The sequence below is a fragment of the Candidatus Kryptoniota bacterium genome (genome assembly GCA_036567965.1).
Taxonomy (GTDB): Bacteria; Bacteroidota; Ignavibacteria; order Kryptoniales; family JAKASW01; genus JAKASW01.
In genome coordinates, this window is record DATCTN010000016.1 from 20,704 (window position 1) to 41,704 (window position 21,001).

Consider the following 21,001-nt stretch of genomic DNA (forward strand, 5'->3'; position numbering starts at 1 on the left):
AGTGTTGATGAAGTAGAGATTGAACTCACCACTTTTCCCCTCGATGGCCCGCGGCTCGAGCCGTGGGTCCCGCAGGGGGAGAGGTGGCGCAACCCCCATTCTCAAGCAGGAATAAAGACCTGGAGGAAAATGAAAACGAGTAAACGTTTACTTCATCTATTCCTGATTTGGAGCCGACCGGGCGCATCTGCCCGATTCATGTGCGCGAATGCGATGCGGCTTTTGAATCCGTTCATCCTCTCTTTAGGTATCCCGGGTTTGCTGGTATTTTCTGCAGAAGCACAGACTACCTGGAGCAGCAGCAGCGGCACAATCACGTTTACAAAGTCGGATTATGCCGACTGGACACAAGCCGCGAATCAGGACCGGATTACGAGCGACGTATGGATCACGCGTGCCAACAACCAGGCCATCTTTAACATTAAGTCGGAATCGTCTTACGATGCCACTCATAATACCTCACCGGCCGGGACAGAATGGGCGATCGGGACGACGGCGGATATTCACTCATTAACGTTTAGTACCTGGTATAATACCGTTCAGTCGGTGGGAGGTCCGCCATCCTCTGTTGGCAAGGATATGGTCGTTCACCTCATTGCCGATGATGTATATATTGATATTAAGTTTCTCTCATATACCGGTGGCAATAAAGGCGGGGGATTCTCGTATGTTCGTGCCGCTGAGACTCCCCTTCCGGTCCAGGCGACCGGCTTCAAAGCGATTTCGGATATCGGCTCGATCACCATTTCGTGGAGGACGGAATCGGAGGTTGACAATGCGGGATTCGTGGTGATGAAGCAGCAATCAGGTATTAGCAATTGGCAATTAGCTGGAAGCTATAAAGCTGACCAGAATCTCGAGGGACTGGGCACGAGCAGCACAGGAAGAAATTATTCGTTCACCGACAACAAAGTCGTTTCGGGAAGGACATACGGCTACAGGGTCCAGAGTGTATCGACGAGTGGAGTCGTCAAAGGCTTATCCACAATTTCTGTTACAGTAGATGTACCGAAGACGTTTGCACTTTATCAGAATTATCCGAACCCGTTCAACCCGGAAACAGTCATCAGTTATCAGTTGTCAGTCGCGAGTAATGTGAAGCTGGAAGTGTACAATGCGATTGGAGTGAAAGTCGCGACGCTTGCTAATGGAAAACAGGATGCAGGAGTATACGACGTGACGTTCGATGGAGCTGGATTTGCGAGCGGAGTGTATTTCTATCGCATTGTCGCAGCAGGGGACGGCGGACAGACGTTCGTCTCGACAAAGAAGCTTATACTGATGAAGTAAGATTGGGATTCTCTTTCAAGAGAATCTTCCGAACGTCTTTTCCCGAAGGGTCCTGCGGCCAACGCCGGCGCGCTCTCCCAAATCAAACCGTCGTTGCGAAGTCGGCCCGCTCCTCCGGACGGACGCGGTTGAGTGCCTTACGATGCCGACCATGCGCATCCAGAATGTATGGGGTTGCTTCGTCGTCCGCCCCAAACACATTTGGACGGACTTCTCGCAACGACGAATCGCGCAATTACGCAACGCGGGCATGAAGTCCGGTCCGAAACCAATTTATATGCCCGAATGGCGCCCATGGCGATCACCCGCGGCTACAAGAGCGAACGGCGCGGCTGTCTCCCATTGTCATTCCCGTCACCGCCCTGCGGGATCTCCCGCTCTGACATCATAGCCATTCAAATGATGCGGGATCCCGCTTCGCGGTGACCGACATATAGAATATTTCGGTCGGGACGTGCTCTTAACGGGAATCCATTTCTGCTACTACCAACTGCGTCGAAACCTTGCTTACGTGGAATCCTTGCGAAGGTAACTCGGATTTTACGTAGACACCTCGCCGTAGGCGAGTCCGCGCGCGGCGTGACTTCGCAAGGTGGCTCTGCGCACCGAAGCCGCAAACGTCGCAAAAGGCAATGTGTTTATCCATTGCGTCCTCTGCGGTTAAAAGAAGTCGAGGCTCGCCCGGCGAATTGAATCTGAGCCCCTCTGTTTGCACTATTCCAACCCGTAATTATATTCCCTTAACCAGGAGGCTGATATGGGCGATCAAGCCGAAGAAGAGAAACAGGGCGGACAGGTAGCGAAGACTCGCGCCGAACTCCAGCAGGAATTCATGAACGACCTCCAGACAAACGAGAGGTACAAAGCCTTCTTCGAACAGTACACCTCGCATAGTGTGGAATCGTTCATTGAGAGTTACGCCAGTCTTAAATGCGACATCATCGAATACGGGAAGGCAAGCTACAAAAGGGAAGAGGGAAACGCCGAGGACGAGGAAACAACTGCCGCCACTTATCTCTGGCAAATCCAGCAGCGGAAACTCTTCGACCTTCAGTGCCGGTGGCGCGCCGGACTCATAGACCTTCCTGAGATAGAGACGATCTGGGACTTCGATTACTGGGGAGACATGATCCAGGCCTGTCCATTCATACCACCCATCACACAGGAAGAGTTCAATCTCTATCTCGACTATATCATGAGTGACTATTTTGAACCGAGGACGTTTTATTACCACAATTGGCAGAACTACGACACGTTCAAAGCATTGGCTGATGACGATGAATGGGAAGGTTATCCTCAATGGTACGAATACTACGAACGCTTCGCGGGCCCTGCAGACTGGAGGCTTCTTCCGGACGTGCGCGGAGAAAGGGATCACGAATACTTCCATCTTGGAGTATGGGAAGGGTGCGAATCGGTGAGCCACGCCCCGGCCGACAATAGACCGATTCTGGGAACCTGGGACGAAGATCTCCTTGAAGAATTCATAAGAAAGTTCGAGTCGCCGGAAGTTCTGCGATACATGCAGGCATGGAACAGGAAGAGGGACCTAGATGAAGACGATGACCTGGAGATGGCAGTGTACACGCTTCAGCACACTGAAGAGCATGTACCGATGGAGTTCAACGAAAACTGGCGTGATGCAATCATGGCCGCAGCCAGACTGGCCAGGCAGCTCGAGATTACAAAGCGCTGTAAGAGAGCATACGAAGAATACCTCCGCCGCGAGGAGCTTGGGCTCTGCCATGAGCTGCTTCAGGACGAAAAAGATGTGAAGACTCATGAGAAAAGCAGAAGTTACTATCTTGAGATGGTGAGAAAGGGGAGGGAATTGAAGGGGGATAAATCCAAGGACATGTGAGGAGGCTGCGTAGCGGTCGGGGGAAGGCGTACGAGATGAACCCAGAGGCGAAACAGGAGCAGCCGAACTTGTAGCCGCCCTCGCGCATATCTAGTTATTTCGGGCCTGATTTTATGTCCGCTTGGTTGCTGCTGCCGCAGCAATTTGAATCGTGCCGCGAAAGTGGTTATAATGTCAAAAGTCAAGGGATTAGATTTCATTGGAATAGCAGGTGCGGAGTTTCTAATGTCCTTATCGTGCAGCATTCTGGTTCAGAGTTGAACGATGTTATTGCCCGTAAGTCATAACTACCATTATCTCAATACGGATGTGAGCGTTGTTAAAGACGAGAAATTGCTCGCGCTCTTCGGTGAAATTGAAGGGCTTCGGAAAGAAAAGCTTCAAGGCTTTGTTCTGCACTTTTTGACACAATCCCTGCACCCTTTCAGTAAGAACCAGAAGCGGACGCCATTCAAGAAATCCGAATTCTCGACAGAGGAATATTTGAGAAAGAAAGTTAAGGAATTGAAGGAATCAGAGGTCTACAAGTTGTGTATTGATTTGGTCTATTTCTCCCAAAAAGGTCACATAGACGACTATGATGGTACGCAGGTTTATGTCGTGCTGAACAAGACAATCCCTGACATGAAAAAGGGAAGAAAGCAAAGAAAGACAAGCTAGTGGACGGGAAATCTTCAGACGTTAAGCGACAACAACTCGACAGGCTGAAAGTACTCTTTCCTGAAGTCATCTCCGAAGGGAAGATCGACTTTGAAAAGCTCAAGCTTACTTTAGGCGAAGATATAACGGTCGACAACGAACGATATGTGCTCAACTGGGCAGGCAAGTCCGACGCGTTCAGAGCAATTCAGACTCCAACCACGGCGACGCTGAAGCCTCAGCGCGACCAATCAATTGACTTTGACACGACGCAGAACATCTTCATTGAGGGCGAGAACCTCGAAGTTCTGAAGGTGCTTCAGAAATCGTACTACGGAAAGGTGAAGATGATTTACATCGATCCGCCGTACAACACGGGCAACGACAGCTTCATCTATCCTGACAAGTTCAGCGAGAGCAAAGACGAATACTTGAAGCGCATTGGCGACAAAGACGAGGCAGGATACCTTACGAAGGAAGGCTTCTTCAGAAAGAACAGCAAGGAAAATGGGCAATATCATTCCAACTGGCTCTCCATGATGTACCCGCGCCTCTTCCTCGCGAGGAATCTCCTGCGAGAAGACGGCGTAATATTCGTTTCCATTGACGACAACGAGGTACACAACCTGCGGCTCATGATGAACGAGATTTTTGGAGAAGAGAGTCTGATTGCTTCGTTTGTTTGGCATCGAAGGCAAATGGCGGATAGCAGGAATCAGGATCGTGCTTCAACTGACCATGAATATGTGCTTTGCTACAAGAAGGAAACAGGAGTACTTCGCGGAAGGGATATTGACACCGGGAAGTTCTCGAACCCCGACAACGACCCACGCGGGCCGTGGTTCAGTGCTGACTTGACAGGCCTTGCCACGAAGGACAAAAGACCTAATCTGCACTATGATGTAGTGAATCCTCGAACCGGCATAGTTCATCACCCGTCTACGACGCGTGGGTGGTCAGTATCGCAGGAGAAATTTCAAAAGTACATCGAGGAAGATAGAATCCTATGGCCTGCTAAACCAGACGGACGGCCTCGCTTTAAGAAGTTCTTCAATGAGGTTACCGAATTCCAGACGGGCTTCTCTACAATGTTAAAAGTTGGGTTTACAACTGATGGCACCAGAGAGATACAGGAAATTTTCGGAGGGAAAATAATGCCCTTCCCAAAACCCGTGGAGTTGGTAAAAACACTTATACAACAAGCGGCATCGGGAGCCGATATTGTCTTAGACTTCTTCGCAGGCAGTGGGACAACAGCGCAGGCTGTCATGGAACTCAACAAAGAAGACAGCGGGAATAGAAAGTTCATACTGGTACAACTTCCCGAAAAGACGGACGAAGACTCGGAAGCGTATAAGGCGGGCTATAAGACGATTGCGGATATTTGTAAAGAGAGGATAAGAAGAGCAGGACAAAAGATAAAAGGCGAAAAGGCAAAAGAGGAAGGGTTGTTCAAGGGAAAGGAAGTTGATACCGGTTTCAAGGCGTTCACACTCGAACCGTCGAACTTCAAAGTTTGGAGAACGGATACAATGGACAACGGTGATGATCTGGTTAAGCAGATGGACGCCTTTGCCGATCCAACACGTGCAGGCTCAGAGGCAGATGCCATGGCGTGGGAAATACTTGTGAAATCGGGCTATGAGTTGACAACGAAGTTGGAGAAGTTAACCGTCGGCGGTGTCCCAATCTATTCGATTGCTGAGGGCGAAGTTGCGCTTGCACTCGAAAAGATCTCTCGCGACGCAATAGTTGAGATCGGTAAGATGAAGCCAAAGAATTTCATTTGTCTCGACCGCCTTTTCGCCGGGAACGATCAATTGAAAACAAATACCGCATTGCAGATGAAGGATGCGGGGGTGGAGTTTAGGACAATATGAATCGTGATTTACGTGATTCTCATGAATTACATTATTACTTTGATTGTGGAGGATGAATGGAAGACAACGATCTCCAACATATATTCGAGCAGGGGTCTGCGTGGCTCCGTATAGATTTTCATTTGCACACCCACGTAGACAAAGAATTCAAATACAATGGCACTGAGAGTGACTTTATTAATCAATACATCGAAAAACTAAAGAGCGAAAGCATTTCTGTTGCAGTTATTACTAATCATAATAAGTTTTCGCTTTCGGAGTATAAAGCCCTAGCAAAAAAAGGAAGAAAGGAAGGAATTTACGTCCTGCCGGGAGTTGAACTCTCGGTAAATGACGGTGCTAATGGAATCCATACCCTCGTAGTTTTCGATCCAGGCCAATGGTTAGAAAACGCAAACGACCTTATTAACCAGTTTCTCACGACCACTTTTTCTGGAAAAGTTAACTATGAAAACGAAAATGGGAGATCAAACCATGGTCTAACTCAAACCATTGACCTGCTGAACAAGTTTCAAAAGAACTATTTCATTCTAATGGCCCACGTGGAACAGCAGAGCGGTTTCTTAGAAGAGCTTGATGGTGGAAGAATAATTGAGTTCGGAAAGGATCCACTTTTTAGAAAGGCTGTCTTGGGTTTTCAAAAGGTTCGAAGCAAAGAAAAGTTGGATCGCCTAACGCAGTGGTTCAATAATGAGTTGCCAGCTCGTATCGAAGGGTCAGATCCAAAATCGATAGATGAAATTGGGAAGGGTGAAAAGACATTCATCAAGATTGGCGCATATGACTTCGATGTGGTGAAGTATGCTTTGATGGATTGGAAATATCGAGTTGGGAAGGAAATTCCTTTACTGAATCAAGCGTACGTAAAATCTATTTCTTTCATCACCAGCAAACAGGACATCAAACAAATATGTCTTAGCCCTGAAATGAATAACTTAATCGGGATACGAGGTAGCGGAAAATCTACGCTCCTTGAAACGCTTCGTTATGCGCTGGACATAATGTTAGATAATACTCGTGTTGACGAAAAGTATAAGAATGACCTTATTTCAAATTTTCTCGGTAGTGGGGGGAAAACAAGAACAGAAATAGTCGATCACCAAGGCAATTCGATAGTTGCTGAAAAGATTCTTGGAGATAGAACGAACGTGTACGTGAATGGGACGCTAAATCCTAGTTTGAAAATATCCGGCATCTTGAAAAAGCCGCTATATTTTGGGCAAAAGGACTTATCCAGTATCAAGGGATCGAATAGCATTGAAAGTTTGATTAATCAATTAATCGGTGAGAAAGTCAAGGGTCATCGCCAGAGGATCGAAGACAAGAATTCTGAAGTTGTGAATATTCTCAATGATATTTCGCGGCAGAACAGAACCCTTGCTCTTGGACCTGATCTCGAATCCCAAAAAGCAAGTTTGGAACATACGCTGAAGGCGTTTTCTGACAATGAAGTTGACAAGAAGCTGAACAAACAGGTTGAGTTTGATAAGGATGCTAGCCGTCTTAAGAATCTGATAGACTTTGAACGTGATATTATGTCCGGCTTAGAAGAATTCATCTCCAATTATAGCGGTAGCTTTAAATCTTACATTGGCTATCAATCGAAGGAGAACGCCGACATTATCGAGAGTGCCCATCAATCATTTACCAATTTTTCTAACCTCTTCAATCAGTTGTCTGCTCTCCTATCTCAAATGAGAAAAGAACATATAGCCCTTTCTTTGATTGAGAAGCAATTCCAAACGAAATATGAGGATCTGAAGGAGGAGTTTTCTAAGATCAAGAGAGAAATAAACCTACCAAATGTTCAAGCAGATGATTATGTGAAGTTTAGAAAAGATTTGGAAAACACTAATTTCAAATTAGGAGAGCTTGAAAGGGTCAAAGCTAGATACGTTGAGATGCAAAGACAATTGGTAGTCTCTCTTACAGAGCTTCAATCGCTTTGGAACGAGGAATATGTTGTTGTTAGCGAAGAAATTCAAAAAATAAACATGGATCAGTCTTCAATTAGAATTGAAATGAAATTCAAGGGAGATAAGGGTCAGTTCAAAGAATTCTTAAAAGACAACCTACGGGGAACAGGCATAAGAGATACGAACATCCAAACGTTAGTAGAGAGCTACTCTGATCCCATTGAAATTTATCGGGACTTGAACGAAGCATCGAGTACTACAAAAGTGAACAATATATTATCAGGTGGTGGTCAATTGGTCTCATTCAAAACTCGGTTTGAAGAAAATCTCCCAACGTTTTTGACATACCGCGTTCCCGACTACTTTGAGATATTTTATAAAGCCAAACCGCTTGCTGAACACTCTCTAGGCCAGAGGGCTTCTGCCCTGATTATTTTCCTTCTGTCTCTGAAGGAGAATGACATTATCATCATAGACCAGCCTGAAGACGACCTTGATAATCAGACGATCTATGACGACGTGATCCGAGTCTTGCGGGATCTCAAGACTAAAACCCAGTTTATATTTGCGACACATAATCCGAACATACCTGTTCTAGGTGATTCGGAACAAATAATAAGTTGTCGCTACGAAAACAAAAAAATTTCTGCGATCATCGGAAGCATTGACAATATAGACATTCGAAAACACATCGTGATGATTATGGAAGGTGGAGAAGAGGCATTCGAGAAAAGAAAGATGATATACGAACTATGGAACCAATAGAATTACTAGATTTAATAAGCAAAGGTGAGAACAGTAAAATTCAATTCAAAGAACGTGTCCTTGATGCTTACAGCATAGCTACAGAGATGGTAGCTTTTTCCAATTCAGCGGGTGGATTGATAGTCGTAGGGGTAAATGACAAGACAGGTACTTTGAACGGACTGACCTTCCAGGAACTGCAGGTCACGAATCAATTGCTGTCGAACGCAGCTTCCGATAACGTCAAGAGACCAATAACAATCTTCACTGAAACAGTTTCGGTCTCTGGAAATAATTTGGTGGTAGTTCAAATTAACGAAGGAAGAGACAAACCCTACAGGGACAACAAGGGAATTATCTGGATTAAGAATGGCTCAGATAAACGAAAGGTTGTTTCCAACGACGAGTTGCTTCGATTATTACAGAGTAGTGGCAATATCGCTGCGGACGAACAAGCTGTTGAGAATACAACGTTGAACGATATTGATACGGACTTCTTTAAGAAATTTGTCGAAAGGAAAACGGGAAAAAAACTTGATGAGTTAGGTCAACCATTGCCAAAGATCTTAAGCAACATGGGATTTGCATCAGGTGATCAACTTACGCTTGCTGGGTTGCTGTTGTTTGGCAAGAGACCACAGGCATTTAAGCCTATGTTTACTGTGCAGTGCGTTGCGTTTGTCGGCAACGACCTATCTGGCACCGAATTCAGAGACAAGGCAGAGCCGATGGAAGGCAACTTGGATCTCCTCTTTGAAAAATCGATGTCCTTCATCATTAGAAACCTGCGCAAGATTCAGGCTGGAGGCTCATTTAACACTATTGGAGAATTGGAGATTCCGAGAGGTTCAATAGAAGAATTAGTGGTAAATGCTCTGATTCATCGCGACTATTTCATCCGAGCAGATGTCAAGATCTTTATCTTTGACAATAGGATTGAAATAATTAGCCCGGGTAAGTTACCTAATACACAGACTATTGATAAGATAAAAGCCGGAACCTCAATTGTGCGCAATTCGATCCTTTTCTCAAATGCAAGGTATGTCCTCCCCTATGTAGGTATCGGTAGCGGCATACCTAGAGCTTTGAGTTTCTACTCGGATATCGAATTCATTAATGATACGGACAGGGAACTATTTAAGGTAATGATTCAGAGACCGCAACCTGTTTGAATGAAACTCCAATTCGATTCACATCAGGATTTTCAAATACAAGCGATCCAGTCTGTCGTTGACGTATTCGAAGGACAGCCTTTGAGCGCGGGCGACTACGAATTCTCACTTCAACAAGCGGATACAAGTCTTGCATTCACAGAGAATGGCGTAGGCAACGCGATCAGACTCACCGAGCAGGAAATATTAAAGAACGTCCGCTCTCTCCAGAAACGAAATGGAATAGAAGAGTCCTCCCAATTAAAAGGCGTCAACTTCTCCGTTGAGATGGAAACTGGTACGGGCAAGACGTATGTTTATCTTCGCACCATCTATGAACTCAATAAGACTTACGGCTTCAAGAAGTTCATTATCGTCGTGCCGAGCATCGCCATCCGGGAAGGGGTTCTCAAAAATCTCCAGATTACACATGAGCACTTCCAAAGCCTTTACAATCGCGTTCCTTTAACATACACCGTCTATGACTCCAAGAATGTCTCAGCTTTGCGCGGCTTTGCCTTGAGCAATACGATCCAGGTACTCGTGATCAACATCGATTCTTTTGCCAAGGATGAGAATATCATTAACAAGCCGAATGACAAGCTTACTGGGAAGCGACCGATTGAATTCATTCAATACACAAATCCTATTGTCATCGTGGATGAGCCGCAGAACATGGAGACTGACCTCCGGAAGCAGGCAATCGCTAACCTCAAACCATCATGTACTCTTAGATATTCCGCAACGCATCGGGATGTTTATAATCTTGTCTATAAACTCACTCCTGTGAAAGCCTATGACCTTGGATTGGTAAAGCAGATTGAAGTCGATTCGGTAGTCAGCGAGGACAGTTTCAACCAGGCGTTCGTGAAGCTGGAAGGAATAAAAACACAGAAGACGAGGATCAGTGCAAAGCTTACTTTCGACTATGAGGGAGCCAGCGGAGTTCTGCGCAAAACCGCGTACGTCCGTAACGGCGACAACATGTACGACCTTTCGAACAAACGTGAGATGTACCGTGAAGGATACGTTGTCAATGAGATTAACGCTGAAGAAGGCTTCGTCGAGTTCTCAAATGGGACAAGACTTGAAGTCGGACAAACATTGGGCGGTCTGCGGGACGACATAATGAAAGTCCAGATCAGAAAGACGATCGAAGAGCACTTCCGAAAAGAGGCGATCCTTAAACCTAGAGGAATTAAGGTATTGTCGCTCCTTTTCATAGACAAGGTGAAAAACTACAGGTCGTATGATGAAGGAACAACCTCAAAAGGAAAGTTCGCATTGTGGTTCGAGGAGTTGTTCGATGAATACGCGAACAAAGAGGAGTACAACGGGCTCATCCCTTACGACGTGGCGCGGGTTCACAACGGCTACTTTGCCCAGGATAAGAAGGGGATCTTAAAGGACTCTCGTGAAGGCAGAACATCCGAAATCGATGCAGAAGCTTACGAACTGATTATGAAGGACAAAGAAAGGCTGCTTGACTTGAATGAGCCGCTTAGATTTATTTTCAGTCATTCCGCGCTAAGAGAAGGCTGGGACAGCCCGAATGTCTTCCAGCTTTGCACACTCAATGAAACCACCTCGGAGCTTAAGAAGCGTCAGGAAATAGGAAGAGGGCTGCGGCTTGCAGTAAACTCGGATGGGAATAGGGTATTCGACAAGGCTGTAAATAGGCTGACAGTTATCGCCAATGAGAGGTATGAGCAATTCGCAAAGAAGCTCCAGAAAGAAATTGAGGATGATACAGGCGAGAAATTCGAAGGACGAATAAAGAACAAGAACGATAAGAAGAAAGTAACTCTCCGCAAAGGTTACGAAGTAGACCCGATGTTCATTGAGCTGTGGCAGCACATACGTCAGAAGACCACGTACAGAGTGGAATACCAGACCGAGGAGTTGATCCGCGAAGCCGCCAACCGGGTCAGCAAGATGGAGGAGATCCTTCCCCCGCGAATTGTTGCACAACGCACGACGGTTGTCATGGATTCAGGCGGCTTGTCGGGAGAGATCGCCTCAACCAAGTTCTATTCGCCCGAATATGGCACCGTGGCGATCCCCGATATCGTTGGATACATTGAACAAAGAACTCATCTTACCCGGTCAACGATAAGGGAGATTCTTCGCAAGTCTGGAAGACTCCTCGATTGCCTGAAGAATCCTCAGCTGTTTCTTGAAAACACAGTTCACGAGATAAGGACCAAGTTGGAATCCATAATGGTCGAGGGAGTGAAGTACCAGAAGATAGAGAACGAATACTATGAGATGCGGCAATTCGCGTCGGACGAAATCGAGGAATACCTGACGAATCTTTACAGTGTTAAGAACAAAGAGAAGACCATCTTCGATAACATAGAGATAGATTCGCTTTCAGAGACTGAACGCAAGTTTGCAAAGGCGTGCGACGACAGCGATGACGTAGAGTTCTTCTTGAAGCTTCCGCGCTGGTTTGAGATAGAAACGCCGGTTGGAAAATACAGACCCGATTGGGCTTTGATGTTGAAGAAAGAAAAGCGGCTTTACTTCGTTGCAGAAACCAAATCGACGCTAGATAAATCCAAGCGCCTTGAAAGCGAAAACCAGAAGATCGAATGCGGGAAGAAACATTTTGCCCAACTCAAGGAAGTTCATTTTACAGAGGCGACAAAGCTTGAAGACGTAGAAAGGGAGGCGAGTCAGCTCAAGTAGGGCAAGCCGTCGAACAAGCTTATGGCCGCATGCCTGCAATCCAATAGTGGGACCGAAATCAAAGGAGGATATCATGCCAAGTTACACAGTGCGAGTCGAACTGCACACCGGTACTGAGCAGGATTATGAAGAACTTCACGGTTACATGGAAGCGCAGGGGTTTGAGCGCACGATTACCGGTGATGACAAAAAAGAGTGCAAAATGCCACCGGCCGAGTATGTTATGCGAAATGTGGGAATCGGCATTGATATCGTCTTATCGAAAGCGAATAACGCTGCTGCACTTACGTTCAAATCTCACGCCGTTTTAGTTTCAGAGACGACCCAATGGAAGTGGATCAACCTCGACACAGTCTAGCATTACGAGCAATAAAGGTTCGTTCGACAATTTACTGGAGGGAAAAATGCTTTACTCGATCCATGGGCCATATGAGATTCCAAGGCAGAACACAGTCGTAGATCGTAGCGCCGAAGCCTTGACCGACCTCTGGCAAGAGATCGAGGATAACTACGAGGGACTCCCAGAAGGATGCGGTTGCTACCTTTTCGCGTTGAGGGCCGGAAAGGGGATTACCCCATGGTATGTCGGCGTCGCCGAGAAGCAGTCCTTTCAACGAGAGTGTTTTTCACCTCATAAGATCAGTATCTATAACGACGTGCTTGACGAATGGAAGGGGACGCCGCTTCTGTACCTTGTGGCGCGAAATACTCCCGAAGCGCGATTCTCAGCGCCAAGCCGCAGGGGGCATCCATCTGCCAGGTATTTGGAATTAATTCTCATCAGCAGAGCCATGGAGAAGAATCCAGAGCTCATGAACAAGAGAGACACCAAGCTCTTGCGAGACATGGTTGTTCCGACCATTCTCAATTCCCCTCCGGGCCGCCGCACTCTGGATGAAGAAGAGTTTCTATTGGCCTTGCAGTAGGCATGGACTTCTAAAATTGGAGTTGCTGACTATGTGCGGCACATGCGGTCGCATATGGGAAACCGCAATTGCCATGAATCTTGTGGGTGCTCCGCACGTGCACGAGCTGCTGCCAGGAAGCGATCACAACCGAACACACTGTGATAACGGTAGGCCCATCGAAACCATGAACTACTACTTCATCGAGCAGCCACGAACGGGCCAGATTTATTCCTTCTCAGTGCCGACAGAGAGTTAAGTGAAATAAATGTGAAGGCACTAAACGAGCAGATTCTCAGTCAACGAAGTCTACACGGGGTTCCTGATATCCACGGCAAGTTAAGACTAAGTTGGGTGTTCGATCTAAGTAAGGCTTGCTACACTGGCTTGATATCATATGTCTTCAAAGTCAATCGGACAAATCATCGATTTCGCTAAGAGACTGTTTTTGGGTAAATGTTCGTGATAAGTCCTAACCATTTCTCGCGGTGAGTGCTCCTCATTTGATGCTCTCTCTTCAACTCATTGCTTCCTCCTCGCTCCGACTGCGGGGTTTTATCGCATCGCACAGTGGTCTTGTCCGCATCTAGCTTGATATACACCAGCAATGTCTCGTGCTCTTTGCAGGTATCAGTGAGTTGCTACCTAGTACATGGATCCACCGTGAAACTCAAGTACCACAACCTCAAACCCCCAAAAACAATCCCCCTCTCTTTTTTCCAGAGAGGGGGTAGGTCTCCATGACCCGGCTGGATTCGCTGCGGGGGGATACGTATTTACCTCAGCACCGTCTCCGAACCTCTCACCGCGTTCCCATCCGCGTCGAGAGTGACAAGCGCGATAAGAAGCTTCTTGTCGCCATAGCTTTCCACACTCACTCCGTCCTGACCCGACAGGGCGATGTTGAATGTGAGAGGAGCGTTCAGCACGAGCGGCTTCGGCTCGCTTGCACCCGCGACAAACCAGACGTCGGGGTACGACGCATTCGAGGGGTTTGTCAGACTCAGGATGTACGCGAGCTTCGCGTTCGGCTCCTTCGCTATGTCGATCCCCCATATACTCCCGATCGCCGCAAGCTCCACCGCAATGCTGTCTGCCGAAACCGCGGAGCTCGTGCAGTTCACGATGAACCCGCCGTTCGGCGTTATTACCGTGAGCCCCGAAACCGAGTTCGGGTTTACGACAAGGATGTTCTTCTGAATTATGTAGTTGAACGTCGACATCCCCGCCGGCGTCTGGGGCGTCCAGAGCGACAGGAGCTCGGGGACGGACTGGACTCCCTGCGCCAGCTTCGCAGTGAGCGTGAACCGCGCCCTCCTCCCGACCGATCCTTCGTCGTCCGGCGGTGTGTAACGCCGCGGCCGCATCCCGATTACGTTCTTGCCGTTCCGCTGGCGAAACGTTATGTCGCCCAGCGTCCCGGTCACTTTTCCTAGTACCGCTTTGACTAGCTCTGCCATCTTACTTCTCCTTTCTTTGGTTGTTGTTAAATGGCAATTATTTAACTTTGCTGTCAGGAGGCTCTCTCTCTTCCTCTTCATCGGATTGGGTATGCAGGTCCAACAGGGAAGTAAAGCCGACTAAACCGAGAATGAACTGGAAGGCTCTCTCTGCGTGCCTCCTTCCATGTGAACTGTAATGGTCGTGGACCATGATGTTTTGCCGTGAAGAAATATTTTTTATCCGCGGCAAAACCGTCGTCCTCGCGACCATTATATATAGAGCGTTTGGTGCGGCAGGGATCTTACAGAGTTTTCCGCAAACACAAGGAGCAAAGGATATGGGAAACGGAGAGCAAGTCCATAAGGTCTGCCAGATTGAGGCGTTTGTCAGGGACAAATCAAAATCCGGTAAGATAGCCGCCACCATAGACAGGGAGCTTCGGAGCAGGCTGTTTCGAAGAAAGGAGATGGGAATCACGGCGTGGGATATCTCGTCCGACCTGGTGGAAGAAGCGCTGAATTGTCCCGATATTTGGGATGCGACCGAGTATCCCGAATTTGCCGATTGGCTCCTCAAGCGGTTCAGAAATTGCAGGCATAACATCGTACGCAAAGAAAACCGGCACTATAAATGTGAGGACGAAGTGAGAGAAAATCTTTTCGACCCGTCGAATAATCCGGACCACGTCCATGATTTCGAAAATTCAGAACTCGTCAAACAGATTCGAAAGGCCCTCAACGACAAAGACGATTTGGAAGCGCTGGCGGTCTTCGATTGTGTGCTCAATGAAAAGACCAACCAGGAAATGTCCCGCGAATTATGTTTGGATATAAGCAGGGTCGCGAATGCGAAGAAGAGAATCAAGAGGGCCGTCGACTGCTTGCTGCGCGATTTTGACAGCTCAGTCTAACGCTCCTCCTGCATAAATGTTTAATTGCATAGAACAGCGGCGGTTTCACCGCAAAGTGGATTCCGGATCAATGACCCGCTGCTTCGTCAAGAGAGCGCTTGAAGCAAATCGGACATCTGAGACAAGAGATGATAAGCCCGGCCGCCGGGTTTCAATAATAGAAAGGAGCTGCACCATGGATCAGGACACTTTCATGGACTTCTACAGTGACATGAGCGATGAAGATCCGGAGTATATTCAAGAGTACCTCACCAGGCGAGGAATCGATGTGGACAAGTTGCAGGAAAAGCTTCTTGATTTGCTCGCGAAACACAAAGCTGCTCTTCAAGCCGAAAAGGAGTCTGCCGAGAACGATGGCTCCAAGCAGAAACCGAACACCAAAGCCACCCCACATATGGAAGAGGGTGGCTGAGCCCTGGCGGCAGTTGTACTGCCATAGCGCCTGGGTAATTGACACGAGCAGATCGAATGAATCCCTGGAAGAGTTTGTCCCCTCATAAAGACCGCTCGTAATTGAGCAGTGGTTGACCCGGTATTCTCAGTTTACTAACGGTTAGTGCCTGACAGCCTTAAGCGAAGGAATATCTACATGCATACTACACCAATGCTTATAATCCCCTTGCGAAAAGGTCCCGAAGGGATCCCTTCGGGAGAGTCCCGTTGGGTAGGATGAAGATCTGCAGGACTTCTAGCATGGATATAGCGATTTTTTGTTCGGCGAAAGGTTGAGCAGTGATATTCAAAAAATCGCGTACAGCTGAGTACGGGACGATCCCGACGGTCTTCCGTCGGGACCATTTTCGCGGGGCACCCTTTTATTTTTGGTTCTTTTTCTTTTGGGTGAGCAAAAGAAAAAGAACAATAGAGATTTGATGATTCTCAATAATTCTAATGTACTTTCCATTGTCTTGATATCCCGATCTTCCGGACGGACGCGGTTGAGTCCGTTCATCGCAGATGAAAGAACGAAATCCGCCGTTAGGCGGACAATCCCCATCGGACTACCGGCAAACATATGCAGACCGCTTTGGAATATGTGTGCGACTCGATGCCGACTAGAAGCGTCCAACATGTGTGGGGTTGCTTTGTCGTCCGTCCTGGAAATATATGGACGGACTCCTCGCAACGACGAGTGTCTGATAATTGAGCGCTACTAGTTTCGGGGTCTACGGTCGCGAAACAAGGCAGCGCGGGTGTGAAACCCTCCCAATGTCATTCCCGTCCGACCGCGGGAGCAGCGGCCGGATCGTGGGACATGCTCTTAGCGGGAATCTAGTTCTGCTACCCTTATTGGATTCCCGATGCCGCGTTGCGGCATGCCGCACGTGCGCGCCGATCCGTCCGCCGAAACGAAGTGTAGGCGGAAGCGCTCCAGTGCGAAGGCGCTGGGCGGGACGAGTCCAGCATGACGGTGGATTTTAATTTGAGACACCATCAGAGAATGCGGCAGAACGAGGTAAACTACCCATCTGTCATTCCGAGGAGTCTTCCATGCATCGACACGGTGACGACGAGGAATCTTCTTGAGTACTCCTGAATGATTGTCTTGTGGAAAACTACGGAAGATTCCTCACTTCTTTCATCCCGACGATGTCGTGATTCAATCGTTCGGAATGACAAATAATATGAATCCATTTGGGGTTATGCATGCGTCGTCCGCTCACTTGCATGATGTTACACGATGACCCCCGCGCCTTACAGACAATAATACTCTGGTTCGATTTGCAGGATTCTCTCTTGTCCACTTTCTTTTGTCATCTTGAGACCCGACGATTCGCAGTCGGGCCGAAAGATCTGGAGCTCCTCAAGGCCAATCAGACTCCATGGCAGGGCATCATAAAAATTTTTATCAGCTGCAAGACTCATTCCTTACCTTAGTGCCGTTAGGCACGACCCGTCTGTAGACTGTGATAATAAGACCTAATTGTAGCTCCATTAGGAGCGGCCTGTTTGCCTGGCTCCATCAACCATCTCACCAGAGCAACATCTGATGACAATTCTTAGTTTGTTCTCCTTCCGCGATAGGTCTGCCTTCGGTCGGGAGCTCTGGGGCTCCTCAAGTCCAATCGCACTCCATGGCAGGGCATCATAAAGATTTGTATGAGGTACAAGACTTATTCCTTACTTTAGTGCCGTCAGGCACGACCTGTTTGTAAACCCCGATAACGAATCCAATCACAGCTCCGTTAGGAGCGACCTGTTTGCCTGGCTCCATTCCTGACCTTTCGTCAGGACAGGTTTCGCAAGGGGATATTCGCGGTTGAGGTTGAGACACTACCAAGCCGCCTTGCCAATGTCTTATCAAATTACGAACTTTGCATTGGACCATGCAGGTCACTCCAGTTGATGGTCAGGTATTACGAATACAAATAGGTGATCAGATGAGCGCGAAGAGATATGAAGCTGTAGTCAGACAGCTGCTGAACCTCGCCGGAATCGAGGTCAACGGAAACGGGCCATGGGACATTCAGGTACGGGACCAAAGAGTGTACAAGCGGCTCGTTACTGAGGTGGAGCTCGGACTTGGTGAATCATATATGTCCGGCTGGTGGGACGCCCAACATGTCGATGAGTTTATCTTTAAAGTCTTGCGTGCCAACCTGCGTGACAAAGTCAGATCGAACTACAAGATTGCAATCCAACTCGCCGGGTTCCAGCTCACAAACATGCAGAGAAGGAGCAGGGCATTCATCATCGGCAAGAGGCACTACGATCTCGGGAATGAGTTGTTCCGGAACATGCTCGACAAGCGTATGAATTACAGCTGTGCCTACTGGAAAAATGCGAAGACTCTGGATGAGGCACAGGAAAGCAAGCTTCGCCTAATCTGTGACAAACTATATCTCAAACCCGGGATGAAAGTTCTTGACATCGGCTGCGGCTGGGGTGCATTCGGCAAGTATGCCGCAGAAAACTACGGCGTCGAAGTTGTCGGAATAACCGTATCGACCAACCAGGTATCGCTCGGGAAGGAGCTCTGCAAAGGACTTCCCGTGGAGTTTAGACTCCAGGATTACAGGGAATTGAACGAGAAATTCGACAGGATTGTCTCGGTCGGAATGATTGAACATGTCGGCTACAAGAATTACCGTGAGTACTTCAAAGTCGCGAACAGATGTCTCAAAGATGACGGGCTCTTTCTGCTGCACTCAATTGGTAATCTGCTGTCGGTGAAGAGTACGGATCCCTGGACCCACAAGTATATATTCCCGAACGGCATGCTCCCATCTGTCGCGCAACTGGGGAAAGCAATAGAAGGCCTCTTTGTGATGGAGGACTGGCACAATTTCGGCGCAGACTATGACAAAACGCTTATGGCCTGGCACGACAACTTCCTGAAAAGTTGGGACTCGTTGCGCGAAAAGTACGGAGAGACATTCTTCAGGATGTGGAAGTTTTATTTGTTGTCCAGTGCCGGAGCATTCCGCGCGAGGACTAATCAGCTCTGGCAGATCGTGTTGTCGAAAAACGGAGTCATGGGCGGTTATCAGTCCGTCCGGTAACGGGTAATGGATGACAGCCTCCCGTGCAGCGCTTCGTGAAGGTTGATCATTCATTAGCGGCGGTCCTTTCGCCTCATCGCCGGTTCGGCAGTTGCTCGCCGGATTACTAATTTCACTTTGGTTTATGAATTTCGGGCGCGTCACGGGCTCATATCTCTGCAGCATTATCCGACTCTTACTTCTTGTTTGTTGGCTTGCATTCTATTTCTTTGTCATTTAAGATTTAATTACAGGCATTAGTCGTGATGTTATCGGAAGCCTGAAGATTGTGCGACTTTAAAAAGGGGGAATTTATGAGGCGCAGTCTCAGAATCTTCTTATTGGGTGTTGCGGTCGCGGCAATATCGCTGAATTACGGTTGCAGTCATGTGACCTCCCCGGGCGACGGCAAAGTAAATCCACCTGTTACTCAGGTTGAAAAGCAAGTCGAGTCCGCCAACAACTCTTTTGCTGCAAATCTTTTCACCCAGGTAGCTGTGCAGGAGAAGGGAAAGAACTTTTTCATTTCACCTCTCAGCGTTTCTATGGCACTGGCAATGACCTTGAACGGTGCCGACGGTCAAACTTATACCGACATGCAGAAGACTCTCGGCCTCGACGGACTCTCCAATAGCGACATTAACCAGTCGTACCAGTACCTGATGACGATGTTTGCGAACCTTGACCCGGGCGTAACGTTCACTATCGCGAATTCGATCTGGTATCGAAACACATTTCCGGTACTGAGTTCCTTTATCGAAGTCGATTCAACTTATTTTGATTCGGATGTAAAGCCCCTGAACTTTAATGACCCCAGCGCTGCAGGCGTGATCAACTCATGGGTCAGCAACAAAACACACGGTAAGATCCCGGATATTATCACTCCTCCAATCGATCCGAGTGTTATAATGTATCTTATAAACGCTTTGTATTTTAACGGGAATTGGAAGTACATTTTCGACAGCACAAAGACAAAGCCCTATCCGTTTTACTTGTCCGACGGCTCGACGGAATCGGACTCAATGATGGTCATGCGCGACAGTCTGAACTATTATTTCGATGCTAATTTCCAGGTGGTTGAGCTTCCCTACGGCGATGGTGATTACAGCATGCTCGTATTGCTCCCTGTCAACTCAACTTCAACAAATGTATTTGCAAGCTTGAATCAAACTGAAATCAATAGCATCATTCGTGGGTTGTCACCTCAGGATGTCCAACTGACACTTCCGAAGTTCAACGTACAGTACGGCACAAGTCTGAAGGATGTACTATCGCAGATGGGGATGGGGAGTGCATTTGCCGGGAATGCCGACTTCACCAGGATCAGTCCAGCGGGTGGCCTGGCGATCTCGGATGTGCTGCACAAGACTTACATCGATGTCAACGAGAAGGGGACCGTGGCAGCAGCGGTAACGGTAGTCATAATATATGACACCGTTGTAGAACCCATTCACAGTGGACCTATTCTGTTTAATGTCAACCGACCATTTCTCTTCCTGATGAAGGAGAATCATAATAATACAATCATGTTCATGGGAGCGATAAATCAACCGAGCGTCCATATTTCAGAGTAAAGTGCAATAGCTGCAGTAGAAGGGGCTGCACGTCGCAATTAACACGTTATCTGTTTCACGAAATGCATCGCTGGGCAACTGAAGCAAGTAGCCCGGGAATCGTTGGCAACGTGGCTCGCGAAGACAAGGGTCAGATGCTCGTCAACCAGGGTTAAAATTATGGAATGGATAAAGGTAACTAACGAGAACTGGAAGGATGTGGAACGCGACATAATGGAGTCGGGTATTGCCAATGCGACGTCCTACGAAAATGGCGGATTACATACCATCACTACCAAAAAAGGGATCAGGTACGAGTTTTCACAGGAAGTTATAAAGCAGCTTATCGAATCCAGGGCAATGGAAGTAAGAGTTGGAAGGAAAGTTGAGACGAAATAATCTGCATGCGAGTTAAGAAACAAAAAAAGAATTGGGGGCAGGTCAAACCTCTTTCCGAAAACTTGACAGGGATTGCGCCTCGTGTTCCGATTAAGATCCTGATTGGGGATCCTTTACAGGTGCGTGAGCCAAACCTG

The 21,001-nt window shown here is 47.7% G+C and carries 15 protein-coding genes; 14 read left to right on the top strand and 1 reads right to left on the bottom strand.

Annotation, left to right across the window (positions count from 1 at the left end):
- Positions 1-129: 129 nt before the first annotated feature.
- From VIS48_05965 to VIS48_06005, 9 genes are all read left to right on the top strand, one after another.
- Positions 130-1,290: a T9SS type A sorting domain-containing protein gene (locus VIS48_05965; GenBank protein HEY9165691.1), complete on the top strand. Its 1,161-nt coding sequence runs from the start codon at positions 130-132 to the stop codon at positions 1,288-1,290.
- Between the two features lie 757 nt (positions 1,291-2,047).
- Positions 2,048-3,151: a hypothetical protein gene (locus VIS48_05970; GenBank protein HEY9165692.1), complete on the top strand. Its 1,104-nt coding sequence runs from the start codon at positions 2,048-2,050 to the stop codon at positions 3,149-3,151.
- Between the two features lie 264 nt (positions 3,152-3,415).
- Entirely contained in the window at positions 3,416-3,811 is a 396-nt protein-coding gene (locus tag VIS48_05975; GenBank protein ID HEY9165693.1) for a hypothetical protein, read from the top strand.
- Positions 3,811-5,670 (top strand): site-specific DNA-methyltransferase, encoded by a 1,860-nt coding sequence (locus tag VIS48_05980; GenBank protein ID HEY9165694.1) that lies wholly within the window; start codon positions 3,811-3,813, stop codon positions 5,668-5,670. The genes VIS48_05975 and VIS48_05980 overlap by 1 nt, the downstream gene beginning before the upstream one ends.
- Before the next feature lie 56 nt (positions 5,671-5,726).
- Positions 5,727-8,351 carry a histidinol-phosphatase gene (locus VIS48_05985; GenBank protein ID HEY9165695.1) on the top strand — a complete coding sequence of 875 codons (2,625 nt, stop codon included), beginning with the start codon at positions 5,727-5,729 and terminating at the stop codon, positions 8,349-8,351.
- A complete protein-coding gene (locus VIS48_05990; protein HEY9165696.1) occupies positions 8,339-9,502 on the top strand; it encodes an RNA-binding domain-containing protein in 1,164 nt (387 codons plus the stop codon). Before VIS48_05985 ends, VIS48_05990 begins: the two co-directional genes overlap by 13 nt.
- Positions 9,503-12,172, top strand: coding sequence for a DEAD/DEAH box helicase family protein (locus VIS48_05995; GenBank protein ID HEY9165697.1), 2,670 nt, complete (start codon positions 9,503-9,505; stop codon positions 12,170-12,172).
- A 73-nt stretch (positions 12,173-12,245) separates the two neighbouring features.
- On the top strand, positions 12,246-12,530 hold the full coding sequence (locus VIS48_06000) for a hypothetical protein (protein HEY9165698.1): 285 nt from the start codon (positions 12,246-12,248) through the stop codon (positions 12,528-12,530).
- 46 nt (positions 12,531-12,576) lie between these two features.
- A complete protein-coding gene (locus VIS48_06005; protein HEY9165699.1) occupies positions 12,577-13,098 on the top strand; it encodes a hypothetical protein in 522 nt (173 codons plus the stop codon).
- 755 nt (positions 13,099-13,853) lie between these two features.
- Here the strand turns inward: VIS48_06005 and VIS48_06010 are convergent.
- Positions 13,854-14,537 carry a hypothetical protein gene (locus VIS48_06010; protein ID HEY9165700.1) on the bottom strand — a complete coding sequence of 228 codons (684 nt, stop codon included), beginning with the start codon at positions 14,535-14,537 and terminating at the stop codon, positions 13,854-13,856.
- A gap of 320 nt (positions 14,538-14,857) precedes the next feature.
- On the opposite strand from VIS48_06010, the gene VIS48_06015 reads away from it, so the two are divergent.
- The 5 genes from VIS48_06015 (at position 14,858) to VIS48_06035 (ending at position 20,864) form a co-directional block, all read left to right on the top strand.
- Positions 14,858-15,430, top strand: a complete 573-nt coding sequence (locus VIS48_06015) for a hypothetical protein (GenBank protein ID HEY9165701.1) — start codon at positions 14,858-14,860, stop codon at positions 15,428-15,430.
- A 175-nt stretch (positions 15,431-15,605) separates the two neighbouring features.
- Entirely contained in the window at positions 15,606-15,842 is a 237-nt protein-coding gene (locus VIS48_06020; protein ID HEY9165702.1) for a hypothetical protein, read from the top strand.
- A 1,969-nt stretch (positions 15,843-17,811) separates the two neighbouring features.
- Positions 17,812-18,933: a cyclopropane fatty acyl phospholipid synthase gene (cfa, locus tag VIS48_06025; protein ID HEY9165703.1), complete on the top strand. Its 1,122-nt coding sequence runs from the start codon at positions 17,812-17,814 to the stop codon at positions 18,931-18,933.
- Positions 18,934-19,226: 293 nt separating this feature from the next.
- Positions 19,227-20,486 carry a serpin family protein gene (locus tag VIS48_06030; protein ID HEY9165704.1) on the top strand — a complete coding sequence of 420 codons (1,260 nt, stop codon included), beginning with the start codon at positions 19,227-19,229 and terminating at the stop codon, positions 20,484-20,486.
- A 159-nt stretch (positions 20,487-20,645) separates the two neighbouring features.
- Positions 20,646-20,864 carry a hypothetical protein gene (locus VIS48_06035; protein ID HEY9165705.1) on the top strand — a complete coding sequence of 73 codons (219 nt, stop codon included), beginning with the start codon at positions 20,646-20,648 and terminating at the stop codon, positions 20,862-20,864.
- The last annotated feature ends 137 nt before the right edge of the window (positions 20,865-21,001 follow it).